Consider the following 14951-nt stretch of genomic DNA (forward strand, 5'->3'; position numbering starts at 1 on the left):
CAAGCCCCACATCACAGGCAAGCCCTCCACAAATTATCGGCTTAGACCTGCGGCACCACCTCCCGGCCAAGCAGCGCCACCACGGCATCCAGGCACTCATTCTGCTGCAGGATATCGAAGTGCCCGGCCGTCACCCTTTGCACCTCACGCAGCCGCGGTTGCTGGCGTTCGAGCGTGGCGCGTTCGGCTGTCGGGTTGCCATCGGCCCACCAGCAATGCAGCCCGGCTTGCGGAATCGGCAGGGTGTCGACCTGCCGTGACAGCGCCTTCAAGCGTGTGCTGACCATGAACGTCTGAGCCAGCTCATCGGCACCGAGCAGCGCATAACCACTGGCCTGATCGCTTTGGCTGTCGATCACCGCGCGGATGATCCGCGCCACGGCATCGTGGTCCCCCACCGACTCGGTACTCAACGCCCGGGCGATCACCTCGCCATCCATGCCCAAGGTTGCACCGAGGAACTCGGCCAGATCCACTCGCCACTCATCCGCACTGACAACGGCATTGGCCTGGGTCGGTACAAAGCTGTCCACCAGACCGACGAACGCCACACGCTGGCCCTGCTGTTCGAACAGCTCACTCACCAGCAACGCCAACGCCCCGCCCAGCGACCAGCCCAATACGTGGTACGGCCCCTGGGGTTGTCTGGCACGGATCGCCTCGACGTAGTCGGCGGCCATCTGCGAAAGCGAGGTGTCGTGCCATTGCCGGTCGAGCAGCATCCGGCATTGCACGCCGTACACCGTGCGCTCACCGTCCAGGCGCCGGGCCAACGGCTCGTAATCGAACACCGTGCCGAAACCGGCGTGCAGGCAGAACAATGCCGGTTGATCCGCCACCAGCTGATTGAGCAGCAACAGCGGTTGCGGACTCTGGCGCACGGGCTGCTCGTCGACACCGGACAACCCGGCAATCGTCGGTTTGGCCATCATGTCGCGCAGCTTGATCTGGAAATCCGGCTCGTTCAGCGCGCGCACTTTCGAGATTACCTTGAGGGTGCGCAGCGAATCGCCGCCCAACTCGAAGAAGTTGTCGGTGATACCGACCTTCTCGATGCCCAGCACCTGTTGCCAGATGTCCGCCAGCGCCCATTCCAGCGGCGTGCGCGGGGCCACGTAGTCGCGGCCGGTGAAGGCCGGATCCGGCAGGGCCTTGCGGTCGAGCTTGCCGTTGGGTGTCAGCGGGAAGCGTGGCAGCACCACGACCTGCGTCGGCACCATGTAGTCGGGCAGGCTTTCGCGCAATGCCGCCTGGCAACGCGGGCCGAGGCCATCGTCTTGCGCCGCCACCACATAGCCCACCAGTTGCGGCCCCTGGCCGTTGTCCCGCACGACCACCAGCGCATCGTTGACCCCGGCCTGCTCGCGCAAGCGGGCTTCGATTTCGCCCAGTTCGATGCGGAAGCCGCGCACCTTGACCTGATGGTCGATGCGCCCGACGTAGTCGAACACGCCATCTTCGCGACGGCGCACCAGGTCACCGGTACGGTACAGGCGTCCGCCTTCAGGGCTGAACGGGTCGGCGACGAAGCGCTCGGCGCTCTGCCACGGATGACGATGGTAACCGCGCGCGACACCCCGTCCGCCGATGTACAGCTCGCCGACCATGCCCACCGGCAGCGGGTTGAGGTCCATGTCCAGCACGTGCAGGCTGCGGCTGCCGACGCGTTGGCCAATCGGCGCGTACATTGCCTGGCAGTGGCCGTCGGCGGCGATCTTCCACAGCAGCGGTGTGACCACGGTTTCCGTCGGGCCGTAGCCGTTGACCAGGTATTGCGGCTTGAGTGTGTGCTTGACCCGCTCGAACGTGGCGTCCGGCACCGCATCGCCACCGAAGCAGTAGATGCGCACCGGCGGCGGATCACCGCCCTGCAGTTCGGCGTGCTCGGCCAGTTGCAGCAGGTACGCCGGGGGGAAGCAGGCGACGCTGATGCGCTGGCGGTGCAGCACGGCCAGGGTCTGCTCGGCGGTCCACAACGTATTGTCGCGAATGACCAGGGTCGAGCCGCTGATCAGCGCGGTGATCCAGCGTTCATGGGCGCCATCGAAGGCGAACGACATGAAGTGCAGTTCGCGATTGCCCGGGTCCATTTCGTACAGCTCGGCGATGGCCTGTACGTGCATGCTCAGGGGTCCGTGGGCGACGGCGACGCTCTTCGGTTTGCCGGTCGAACCGGAGGTGTAGATCAGGTAGGCCAGTTGCTCGGCGTGCACTGCACGTTGCGGTGCCGGCACCTCGACGTCGAGGTTCAATCGGTCCACCGCGACCATCGCCGTGCCCGGATTCAACTGCGCTGTGTCGCGCAGCCGTTCCTGGGTCAGCAGCAGGCGCATGTCGCTGTCGGCCATCATGTAGCGCAGGCGTTCCTGCGGGTATTGCGGGTCCAGCGGCACGTAGGCGGCGCCGCATTTCATCACTGCCAGCAACGACACCACCAGCTCCAGCGAACGCTCCATGAACACGCCGATCACGTCTTCGGCCTGCACGCCTTGTTCCAGCAGATGCACCGCCAACGCATCGGAGCGCCGGTCCAGCTCGGCGTAGCTCAGGTGCTCGGCGTCGCGCTCGGCATAACTGAGCACCAACGCCGTGTGATCCGGTTGCAGTCGCGCACGCTGACGGATCAGCTCGTGCACCGGTGTCTCGTCACCGTCCGCCACCACTTGCAGTTCGCCGTCCAGCGCCCGGCCTTCGTCCAGGGTCAGCAGGCCCAGCTCACCGACGGCACGCCCGGCGTCGTCGCACAGGCGCTGCATCAGGCTTTCCATGTGGCCGCGCAGGACTTCGACGGTCGCCAGATCGAACTGGTCGCGCTGGTGCATGTACTCGATGCGCAGCCCCTCGTCGAGGCTGACCATCAGGTCCATGGCGAAGCTGGTCAGGCCGAAATCGGACACGTCTTCAAAGCGCAGCGAGTCGCCGTTCCATTCGCGCAGGGTGCGGTCCACCGGCTGGTTTTCGAACACGATGATGCTGTCGAACAACGACTGCCCGCCCTGCCCGGCCCAGCGCTGGATATCGCTCAGCGGGGTTTGCTGGAAGTCGCGGATGTCGAGGTTGCAGGCCTGGATCTCGCGCAGCCAGTCACCGACGCGGGCCTCGGTCGGCACGCTGTTGACCACCGGCAAGGTGTTGATGAACAGCCCGAGCATGTTCTCGGAGCCGTTGAGGATTTCCGGACGCCCGGACACGGTGGCGCCGAACGTCACCGTGCGCTGGCCGGTGTAGCGCTGCAACAGCAGCAACCACGCGGCTTGCACCAGAGTGTTGAGCGTCACCTGCTGTTGCTGGGCAAACGCCTGCAAACGCGCGGTCTGCCCGGCATTCAGGTGCGTATAGATCGCGTGGTAACCCGCTTGCGGCGCCTTGACCGGCAAGGCGCGGGCCAGGTGCGTGGCGCCTTCGAGGTTGGCGAGTTGGCCTTTCCAGAACGCCTCGCTGGCCTCGGCGACTTGCTGGCCGAGCCAGTCGATGTAGTCGCGATAGGCGGCCACCGGCTCGTGCTCATCGCCGCTGTAATGGCGCAGCACTTCACCGATCAGGCGCGACACGCTCCAGCCGTCCATGAGGATGTGGTGGTAGGTCCAGATCAGGCGATAGCGGTCGTCTTCCAGACGCACCAGCAACAAGCGCAACAAGGGCGCGCGATTGAGCGAGAAGCCGCGTTCGCGCTCCTCCAGGGCCAGTTGGCGGACGCGTTCAGGCTGATCATCCAGCCCGCGCCAGTCCAGCTCGGTCAGCAGCGCAGGCGCATCGCGCCGCACCACTTGCAGCGGTTCCTTGTCGCCTTCCCAGAGGAAGGCAGTGCGCAGAATCCCGTGACGCCGGGCAGCATCGGCCCAGGCTTCGCGGAAGCGCGCGCCATCCACGCCGCGCACGCCCACTTCGATCTGGTTGACGTACAGCCCAGAATCGCCGTCCTGCACCGAGTGGAAGAGCATGCCTTGCTGCATCGGCGACAGCGGATAAACGTCCTCGACTTCGTCCGCTGTCAGTTCCAGCGCCTGATATTGCGCTTCACTCAGCTCGATTTTTGCTGCCGGTGCAACCACAGTCGGCACGGCTTGATCCGCCGCGACGGGTTGGGCGACCGTCGCCAGTTCGGCGAGGGTCGGATGGCTGAACACATGCTTGGGCGAAATGCTCAAGCCGGCCTTGCGTGCGCGGCTGACGGCCTGGATCGAGACGATGGAATCGCCGCCCAGCTCGAAGAAGTTGTCGTGCATGCCCACTTGCGGCACTTCGAACAACGCCTGCCACACCGCTTGCAGCGTCGCTTCCACGGCACTGCGCGGCGCAACGTATTCGCGTACTTGCTGGTCCGGTTGCGGCAATGCGCGGCGGTCGAGCTTGCCGTTGGGTGTCACCGGCAACTGATCGAGCAGCAACAGGTGGCTTGGCTGCATATGCTCGGGCAGCGCGTTGCGCAGGTGTTGCTTGAGTGGCTCAAGGTCCGCATGACCGACAACGTAAGCCACCAATTGCTTGGACTTGCCGACATCGAGGGCGATCACCACGGCTTCGCGCACCTGTGGATGCTCAAGCAGGCAGGCTTCGATTTCCCCCAGCTCTATGCGCAAGCCGCGGATCTTCACTTGATGGTCGATGCGGCCGACGTATTCGATCACGCCGTCTTCGCGGTAGCGCGCCAGATCGCCGGTGCGGTACAGGCGCTCGCCCTGCTCACCGAACGGGCTGGCGACGAAGCGCTCGGCGGTCAGGTCCGGACGGTTGTGGTAACCACGGGCCAGGCCGATGCCGCCCAGGTACAGCTCGCCCACACAACCCTGCACCTGCGGTTGCAGGCTGTCGTCGAGGATGTAGATCACCAGGTTGGCAATCGGATAACCGATCGGCACGCTGAACCCGCCGTCATCGACACAGGTCCAGTGGGTCACGTCGATCGCTGCTTCGGTCGGGCCGTACAGGTTGTACAGGCCGACGTCCGGCAGGACGCGAAACAGGCTGTGCTGCAGGTCTGCCGACAAGGCTTCGCCACTGCACATGATCTGCCGCAGGCTGGCGCAACGCTCGAAGCCTTCGCCCTGGACAAACGCCTGCAACATCGACGGCACGAAATGCAGGGTGCTGACCCGGTACTGCTCGATCAGGCTGACCAGTTGCGCCGGATCGCGATGAGCACCCGGTTCGGCCACGGCCAGCCGTGCGCCGGTCATCAGCGGCCAGAAGAACTCCCAGACCGACACGTCGAAACTGAACGGGGTTTTCTGCAAGACGGTGTCGCGCCCGTCCAGCGGATAGGCGCCCTGCATCCACGCCAGGCGGTTGTACAAGGCATCGTGACGGTTGGCCGCGCCCTTGGGTTTGCCGGTGGAGCCGGAGGTGTAGATCATGTAGGCCAGCGATTGCAGCTCGACCACGCAGGGCAGGTTTTCGTCGCTCAGCCCTTCGAGCAGCGGCGCCATGTCGTCCAGGCAGATCGCCGTGGTGGCGGCCGGAATCGGCAACTGCTCAAGCAGATGCCGCTGGGTCAGCAGCAGGTGCACGCCACTGTCGTCGAACATGTGTTCCAGGCGCTCGCGCGGGTAGTCAGGGTCCAGCGGCACGTAGGCACCACCAGCCTTCATGATCGCCAGCAAGCCGATCACCAGTTCCAGCGAGCGCTCGGCAGCGATGCCCACCAACACTTCGGCGCTGACGCCCTGGCTGCGCAGGTGGTGCGCCAGTTGGTTGGCCTGTTGATTGAGTTCTCGATAGCTGAGGGTCCGGCCGGCAAACACCAGGGCCGGGGTCTCCGGGGTTTGCAGTACCTGGGCTTCGAAGCACTGGTAGACCGGGCGCACATCCGCCCAGACCTGTGCGGTCCGGTTGAAGCCTTCGACCTGCTGCGCCGTTTGCGCGGCATCGAGCAGGCTCAAGCGCCCCAAGGGTTGCTGCGGCGCGCAGACCATGGCATCGAGCAACGCCACCAGCCGAGTGCTCAAACCCTTGATGGCTTCGGCACTGAACAGTGCCACGTCGTAGTTGAAACGCAGGTCCAGGCATTCGCCCAGCTCGGCGGCAATGGCCAGCGGGAAACTGGTCTGGTCGTGGTCATTGATGCCGGAGAATTTCAGCACGCTGCTGTTGCCCTCCTCCAACGCTTGCGCCACCGGGTAGTTTTCGAACACCAGCAGGGTGTCGAACAGCGCCTCGCCGGAATGACCGGCCCAGCGCTGCACGTCCGCCAGCGGCGTGTACTCGACTTCGCGCAACCTGAGGTTGAGCGCCTGGACTTCATCGACCCATTGGCTGACCGTGCGCTCGGGGTGCGGCGTGGCGATCACTGGCAAGGTGTTGATGAACAACCCGATCTGCTGCTCGATGCCTTGCAACTCACTCGGACGCCCCGACACCGTGGCGCCGAACGCCACCGTCGACTGGCCGGTGTAGCGCTGCAATATCAACAGCCAGGCGGCTTGCAGCAGGGTGTTGGGCGTGACGCGGGCCTGGCGGGCGAAACCGCTGAGGCGCTCGGTGGCCGCGCGGTCCAGGCTCAGGTGCAGGGTGCGATGACCGTCGCCCTGCCCTGCGACCGGCCCCGGCAAGGCGCCGGCCAGACGGGTCGGCTCGGTGAAGGCGTGCAATTGCTCCAGCCAGAACGCTTCGCACGCAGCGCGGTCACGGGTGCCCAGCCAGCTCATGTAATCGCGATAACGACCGACGCTCGGCGCGGGCATGATTCCGGAATACCGCTGCAGCACTTCGCCGAACAACTGCGAGGTGCTCCAGCCATCCAGCAGGATGTGGTGGTTGGTGAAGATCAGGTGATGGCTGTCATCGGCGGTCTGCACCAGGGTCAGGCGCAGCAGCGGTGCCGCCGTCAGGTCGAAACCGCGCAGGCGATCGTCCTCGGCCAGTCGCTCCAGCGCGTGCGGCAGATCAGGCCGGTCGCGCCAGTCGAGCAGGCTCATCGGCAGCGTGGCGTCGGCCAGGATCACTTGCAGTGGCCGCGAGCCGTTGCTTTCGCTGAAGAACGCCGCGCGCAGCACTTCATGACGCTGCAGCGTCTGCTGCCAGGCGTTGCGGAACGCCTCGACGTCCAGCCCCTGCACATCCACGCGCATCTGCGGCACGTAGGCACCGGCATCCGGGGCGAACAGGCTGTGGAACAACATGCCTTGCTGCATCGGCGACAGCGGCAGGATGTCTTCGATGCGGCTGGCCGCCAGCGGCAGGGCATCGAGCTGCGCCTGATCGACGCGCACCAGCGGTACGTCGTTCGGGGTCAAGCCGCCGGCACCGCTCAGGCAATGTTCGATCAGCCGTTGCAACTCCATGGCATAGGCATCGGCCAGGTGCTGCACGGTTTGCGCTTTGAACAGGTCGCTACTGAAGGTCCAGCTCAAGCGCAGTTGGCCAGCGTAGACCTGGCCGTTGATGCTCAGGCCCCGGTCCAGCTCGGCCGAGGCGCCCTGCTCGGCGCCGCCGCTTTCCTTCGCCGGACGCCACGGCGCCTGCTCGTCGAAGCTGGCGTCGAACTGGCCCATGTAGTTGAAGGTGACCTGGGGTGACGACAGCGCCTCAAGGCCAACGTCGGCCAGATAGCGTAGGATGCCGAAGCCGATGCCTTTGTCGGGCACGGCGCGCAGCTGTTCCTTGACCGCCTTGATGCTCGCGGCCAGGTCGTCGGCCGGGGTGAGCTTGACCGGGAAAATCGAGGTGAACCAGCCCAGGGTGCGGGTCAGGTCGATGTCGTCGAACAGGTCTTCACGGCCGTGGCCTTCCAGTTTGACCAGGGTCGAGGATTGACCGGTCCACTGGCCCAGTACCCGCGCCAGCGCCGTCAGCAACAGGTCGTTGACCTGGGTGCGGTAAGCCGCGGGGGCGTCTTGCAACAGTTGGCGGGTCAAGGTGCTGTCGAGCACGGTTTCTACGCTGATGGCGTGCCGGCTGGCCAGACTGCCTTGCGGGTTGTCCGCCGGCAGTTGCACCGCAACGTCCTGGTATTGGGCTTGCCAGTAAGCGGCTTGCTGCGCCAGCGCCGGGCTTTGCGCATGCAGTTGCAAACGTGCGGCCCAGGCCTGATAGGCGCTGGTCTTGGCCGGCAGGCGCAGCGGCTCGGCCCGACGTGCCTGAGCGTAGGCAGCTTGCAGGTCTTCGAGCAGCAGACGCCAGGAAACGCCGTCCACCGCCAGGTGATGCACCACCAGCAACAGGCGCTGGCCTGCCGCGCCCATGTCCACCAGCAAGGCACGCAGCAACGGGCCGTCCTGCAAATTCAGGCTCGCCTGTGCGGCGTTGCACAGTTCAAGCAGCTCATCGGCCTCGGCGGCTTGGCGCTGCCACAGTATATCGGCGCTGCTCCACTGCTCGGCTTGTGCCTGTTGCCAGACAACATCGACCTGACGCAAACGCAGGCGCAATGCATCGTGATGTTCCAGCAACGCCGCCAGCGCCTGTTGCAGGCAGCCGCTGTCCAGTGGCTCGCGCAGTTCCAGCAATACCGACTGGTTCCAGTGATGACGGGCTTCGATGGATTGTTCGAAGAACCAGTGCTGGATCGGCGTCAGCAACACGTCACCGCGCACCGGCCCCTGATCGATGACCAGCCCGGCGCTGCGCACAGCAACCTTCGCCAGGCTCTGCACGGTCTGGTGCTGGAACAGGTCGCGCGGGGTGATGCGAATCCCGGCCTGACGCGCGCGGCTGACTACCTGGATGGAGATAATCGAGTCACCGCCCAGTTCGAAGAAGTTGTCGTCGATGCCTACGCGCTCGAGCTTGAGCACGTCTTGCCATATCGCCGCCAACTCGCTTTGCAGCTCATCCATCGGCGCCGTGTAAGCCTGCTGCGCCAGCGCCGCATCAGGCTTGGGCAGTGCGTTGCGATCCAGCTTGCCGTTGCTGGTCAGCGGCCAGTGCTCGAGTCTGATCAGGTGCGCCGGCACCATGTAGTCCGGCAGACCGCCCTGCAAATGTTCGCGCAGGGACTGGCGCAAATCCTTGTCGTCGTTGGTCGCAGTGAACCACGCCACCAGTTGCTGGCTGCCGTTGACCTGCGGTGCCAGGACCAGCGCTTGCTCGATGGCCGGGTGGCTTTGCAGGCGGTCCTGGATTTCCCCCAGTTCGATGCGAAAGCCACGGATCTTCACCTGATGGTCGATACGCCCGGCGTACTCGATGCTGCCATCGGCGCAATACCGCGCCAGGTCGCCGGTGCGATACAGGCGTGCGCCCGGCTCAGCGGCGAACAGGTCCGGCACAAAGCGCGTCGCGGTCAGGTCGGCACGCTGGTGATAACCCCGGGCCAGGCCGGCACCGCCGACGTACAGCTCACCGACGCAGCCCTTGGCCACCGGGTTCAGGCGCGGGTCGAGCACGTACCAGCGCAGGTCGGCGATCGGCTCGCCCAGCGGCGAGCTGTTGGCGCCATCGAGGTCGGCGCGGGACAGCGGGCGGTAGGTCACGTGCACCGTGGTTTCAGTGATGCCGTACATGTTGATCAGCAACGGCTGCCGGTCATCGAAAGCGTCGTACCACGGCCGCAGGCTGGCCACGTCCAGCGCCTCGCCACCGAACACCACGTAACGCAGGGCCATGCCTTGCGCGTTGGCGCAGGCGAACGGCATCAACTGGCGGAAGGCCGAGGGGGTCTGGTTGAGTACCGTGACACCTTCATCACTGAGCAAGCGGGCGAAGTCTTCCGGGGAGCGGCTGACCGCGTGCGGCACGACCACCAGCTTGCCGCCGTAGAACAGCGCGCCAAAGATTTCCCATACGGAAAAGTCGAAGGCGTAGGAATGGAACAGGCTCCAGACATCGTCCGCATTGAAACCGAACCAGTGCCCGGTGGCGCTGAACAGGCGGGTCAGGTTGCTGTGGGGCAGTAGCGTGCCCTTGGGTTTGCCGGTGGAACCGGAGGTGTAGATGACGTAGGCCAGGTTCGCGGCAGCGGTCAGGTTCGGCAGGTTGTCAGTACTGACCTCATCGAGCCAGTCGCTGGCGTGATCGAGGCAGATCACTTCAATGCCTTCGTTCAACGGCAGGCGCGGCATCAGGGCCGAATCGGTCAGCAACAGGCGCGTACCGCTGTCGGCGAGCATGTAGGCCAGGCGATCCTGCGGGTAATCCGGGTCCAGCGGCACATAGGCGCCACCGGCCTTGAGGATCGCCAGCAGGCTGACGATCATCTCCAGCGAGCGCTCCAGGGCGATGCCCACCAACACGTCCGGGCCGACCCCGCGCTCGCGCAGACGATGGGCAATGCGGTTGGCGCGGCTGTTCAGTTCTGCGTAAGTGAGGGTGATGCCTTCGCAGGTCACGGCAATGTTGTGCGGGTGCGCGGCGGCCTGGGCTTCAATCAGTTGATGGGCACACAGGGCATTCGCGGTTTCAGCCGCGTTGATTTCGGCGCTGCGATTCCAGTCCAGCAAGGTGGCCTGCTGTTCGGCAGCGTCGAGCATGCTCAGGTCGGCCAAGGCCACACCTGGGTCGCTGCAGATGGCCTGCAACAGGTTCAGCCAGTGGCGGCCGAGACGCTCAATGGTCGCGGCGTCGAACAGTTCGGTGGCGTAGACGAACGATGCGTGGATGCCCTCGTCGCTTTCGACGGTGTCGAGCATCAGGTCGAACTTGGTGGTCTTTTCGTCCCAGATCAGCGGTTCGACGCTCAGGCCCGGCAAGTCCCAGCGTTGCGGGTCGCCACTGTCGCGCTGGTGGTTGAACATCACCTGGAACAGCGGCGTGTGGCTCAGGCTGCGCTCCACGCCCAGGCCATCGACCAGTTGCTCGAACGGCAGGTCCTGATGGGCCTGCGCGCCGAGCGCTGCGGCCTTGACCTCGGCCAGCAATTGCACGAACGGCTGGTCGGCCCGGGGCTGGCTGCGCAGCACCTGGGTGTTGACGAAAAAGCCCAGCAGGTTTTCCACGTCCTGGCGGGTGCGGTTGGCAATCGGCACGCCGACACGGATGTCCTGTTCGCCGCTGTAGCGATGCAACAGCGTCTGCAGCGCGGCCATCAGCAGCATGAACAGGGTGCAGCCTTCGCGGCGGGCCAGCTCGCGCAGTTGCGCGGTCAACGCAGCGGGGATTTTCAGCTCGACGCTGGCGCCCTGCTGGCTCGGGATCGCCGGGCGACGGCGGTCGGTCGGCAGGTTCAGTGGCGGGTGCTCGCTGCCCAACTGCCCGCGCCAGTAATCGAGCTGACGCTCGGCCTCGCCGGCCTCCAGCCACAGGCGCTGCCAGCGGGCGAAGTCAGCGTATTGAATGCCTGGTTCCGGTAGTTGCGCGGCCTGCCCGGCACTGAGTTGTCCATAGAGTTGGGTGAACTCCTGCAACAGGATCGGCAGCGAGCCGCCATCGGTGACGATGTGATGGAAGGTCAGCACCAGCACATGCTGCCGGGCATCGAGGCGGATCAAGCGGCAGCGCATCAACGGGCCGTGCTGCAGGTCGAACGGCTGCTCGGCGTTGAGGGCGATCTGGCGTTGCAGTTCGATGTCGTCGGCGGCAGTGACCTCGACCAGCGGGGTGTCCATCTGCGGGTGGATGTGCTGCAGCACTTGCTGTTCGTCGAAGACGAACGTGGTGCGCAACACCTCATGACGTTGCACCAGTGTCGCCAGGGTCTGCGCCAATGCATCGCGGTTCAGCTCGCCATTGAGGCGGAAGGCACCGGTCAGGTTGTAGGCCGTGGCCTGGGGTTGCATCTGCCAGAGGAACCACAAGCGCTGCTGCGCGTAGGACGCCGGCAGCGTGTCGACGGTGCGGTCCCGTGGCGGGATCGGCAGCAATTCCAGGGTCAGCCCCTGAGCGTGCATCTTTTGTTGCAACGCACGCCGGGCGTCCGCGCTCAAGCCGCAGAAACGCTGGGCCAGGGTCATCATTCTGTCCGGTGCAGCACTCATTGCGCGTGTTCCTCATCCACTTCGTCGAACAACGCTTCGAGGGCGTCTACATCGTTTTCCTGGTGTTCACTTTGCTGGCGGAACTGCTCGATCTGCGCCGCCAGGCGTTCCAGGGTGTCGCCGTCGAAAAACAGCTTGAGCGGGATCGCCAGGTTCAGTTCGTCCTGAATCCGCGCGCGAATGCGCGTGGCCAGCAACGAGTGCCCGCCGAGTTCGAAGAAGCTGTCGTGCACGCCGACGCGCTCGACATGCAGCGCCTCGGCCCAGATCGCCGCCAGGGTTTTTTCCAGGTCGTTGCGCGGCGCGACGAAGGCGCTGCGGCGCACATCGAGATCGAGCAAGGCCTGGCGATTGAGCTTGCCATTGGGCATCAGCGGGAAACCTTCCAGCACCTGCAAGCGCGCCGGCTGCATGTGCTCGGGCAGCGCCTCGGCCAGATGGCTGCGCAATTCGTTGAGGCGGATGTCGGCGGTGTCCGCCGGGGACACCACGAAGCCCAGCAGTTGCGGGCCGGTCGGGGTTTCCCGGGCGATGACGGCGGCGTCCTCGATGCCCGGTGCGTTGCGCATGGCCGCTTCGATTTCGCCCAGCTCGATGCGGAAGCCGCGGATTTTCACCTGGTGATCGACCCGGCCCAGATACTCCAGCACGCCATCGGCGCGATAGCGCGCCAGGTCACCGGTACGGTACAGGCGTTGGCCCGCCGCGTTCGCGAACAGGTCGGGGACAAAACGCTCGGCCGTCAGCGTGGCACGCTGCAGGTAACCCCGGGCAATGCCGGCACCACCGACGTAGAGTTCACCCTCGACGCCCACGGCCACCGGTTGCAGGTCCGGGCCGAGCACGTGAATACGCATGCCGGCAATCGGCCGGCCGATCGGAATGCTGTCGGCGTCCTGGCCGAGCGGCAATTCCCAGGCCGAGCACCACACGGTGCCTTCGGTGGGGCCGTATTCGTTGACCAGTGCCACCCCCGGCAATGCCTCGCGATGTCGCTGCACCAGTGCGTTGCTGCAGGCTTCGCCGGCAACGATGACGCAGGCCAGGGTCTGCTGATCGAGGTGTTCGAGAATCTGTGCGTGGTAGGACGGCAGAGTCAGGTAGTGGGAAATCTCTTCGCGCTGGATCAGCGCCGCGAGTTGCGCCGGATCCTTGTAGCTGTCCTCGTCCGGCAGGCACAGGGTCGCGCCCTGCCCCAGCGCCCAGAACACCCCGGCCACCGAGCTGTCGAAGGAGAACGACGAGAGCATCAGGAACGCGCGCAGCGGCTGGCGATAAAACCCAGTGCGCGCGAGGGTCGAGGCCACGGCGTTGGCATGGCTGATCATCACGCCCTTGGGTTTGCCGGTGGAGCCGGAGGTGTAGATGACGTAGGCCAGGTTGGCTCTGTCGCCCTGAGGCGCAGGTGCGGTTTGCTCGGCGGCCCAGACCTCGGCCCCGGGCATCAGGGAAATTATCCGCTCATGACTCAATGCGTCGGGCAGCGGCTGGCAGGCCAGCAGCTGGCGCGCGCCGGTATCGGCGAGCATGAACGCCAGGCGCTCGATCGGGTAGTTCGGGTCCAGCGGCAAGTACGCAGCGCCGGCCTTGAGCGTACCCAACAAGGCAATGACGATTTCCAGCGAGCGCTGGCCGTAGACCGCGACGATTTCATCCGCCGCCACACCTTGGGCGCGCAAGGTATTGGCCACCTGGTTGGCGCGCGCATCCAGCTCGGCATAGGTCAGGCGCTGACCGTTGATACTCAGGGCGATGCGTTGCGGATGCAGGCGCGCCTGTTCGCAGAATAATTCCTGCAGGAAACGGCACGGCAAGGCCTGCCCGGTGGCGTTCGGGTTGAAGCCCTCGATCAGGCGGGTCAGTTGTGCCGCATTGACCAGACTCGCCTGAGCCAGGGTCAGCTCGGGCGATGCCAGCAATTGACGGCTGAACTCGACAAACTGCTCCAGCCATTCGGCCAGCATCGACTCCGGCAGCGCACCGTCGAGACACGACAGCTGCAACTGCTCGCCCTGGACACGCAGGCGCAGGACTTCGGGGTTGGCGTCGTCCACCTCGATGTCGGCATCAATGGCGGCTTGATAGACAAAGCCGTAACGCAGCGGCGCGCTGCCTTCGGCGCTCAGTTCGAACTCGTTGAGGCAGTCGAGCCAGGACAGCGACTGCTCAACGCTGGCCGCAAAGGTGGCCAAGGCTTGCGCCAGTGTCTGCTGGCTACGGTGCTCGAAGGCCACCGGCAGACGCCGGGCGAACCGGCCGAGGGTGGCGGCGGTCTGCTCGTTGCGACCGTCCACTTGCCAGCCCATCAGCAGTTTTTCCTGTTGGCCGATGCGTGCAACGAATGCGGTCCACAGCAACAGCGCCAATTGCTCCGGCTCAACGCCCGCGTCAACAGCGGCCCGTTGCACGCCAGCCAACCATGGGCCGTCAATCAAGGTGGCCTGACGACGGACCAAGGTGACATCGAGCGCTTTTTCGAAGGGCAAGCGGTGGGTCACGGCGAACTGCTGTTGCAGGTTGCGCCAGAACGCGGCGCCCTGGTGACCGATGTCTTCTTCGCGCAGCTCTTGCTGCCAGGCGCTGTAGTCCAGGTATTGCAGCGCGTCCTCGTCTTCGACCAGGGCTTCGCCGCGCAACAGACTGGCGAGTTCAGCCGACAGCACCCGCAGCGAGGCCTCGTCGAAGCTGCACGCCGGGGTCAGCAGAGTGACGATGGATTGCCCTGCTTCGCCCTCGAACTGTGCCACCACCAGCACTTGATTCGAATCTTCAACCAAGACTTCACGGCTGCGGCTCAAGGCCTCGGCCACCGAAGGCTGGTCGCCCAGCACTGTCAGTGGCAGCGCCTCGCACAGGCTCTGCACCGGCCACTTCATGCCCGGCAAGCGGCGGTACACCGTGCGCAGGGTTTCGTGACGCTGGCCCAGTGTCTCCAGCGCCGCCCGCAACGCCCGGGCATCCACCGGCCTGGCGACCGGCAATGTCAGGGCGGCGAACAGCGGCTGGGCGCCCAGTTCCTGGACGCGCAAATAAAAGGCCTGCTGGGCCGAAGTCTGGAAGACGTCTACCGAAGGTTCGAGGGCGGTGGTGTTCATGTCGGGT

The 14951-nt window shown here is 65.3% G+C and carries 2 protein-coding genes; both read right to left on the minus strand.

From position 1 onward, the window contains the following. Positions 1–41 precede the first annotated feature (41 nt). Complete coding sequence (locus tag KW841_RS20140; RefSeq protein WP_218479396.1) at positions 42–11849, minus strand: amino acid adenylation domain-containing protein; 11808 nt, start codon at positions 11847–11849, stop codon at positions 42–44. Continuing rightward, positions 11846–14944, minus strand: coding sequence for a non-ribosomal peptide synthetase (locus tag KW841_RS20145; RefSeq protein WP_218479398.1), 3099 nt, complete (start codon positions 14942–14944; stop codon positions 11846–11848). Before KW841_RS20145 ends, KW841_RS20140 begins: the two co-directional genes overlap by 4 nt. Between the last annotated feature and the right edge of the window lie 7 nt (positions 14945–14951).

Source organism: Pseudomonas sp. PDM28, from assembly GCF_019219115.1.
GTDB classification, from domain to species: Bacteria; Pseudomonadota; Gammaproteobacteria; order Pseudomonadales; family Pseudomonadaceae; genus Aquipseudomonas; species Aquipseudomonas laurylsulfatiphila.

What these genes read in the sequence shown, in the direction of transcription:
- KW841_RS20145 (WP_218479398.1), bottom strand. Translation starts at nt 14,944, where the DNA reads ATGAACACCACCGCCCTCGAACCTTCGGTAGACGTCTTCCAGACTTCG.
- KW841_RS20140 (WP_218479396.1), bottom strand. Translation starts at nt 11,849, where the DNA reads ATGAGTGCTGCACCGGACAGAATGATGACCCTGGCCCAGCGTTTCTGC.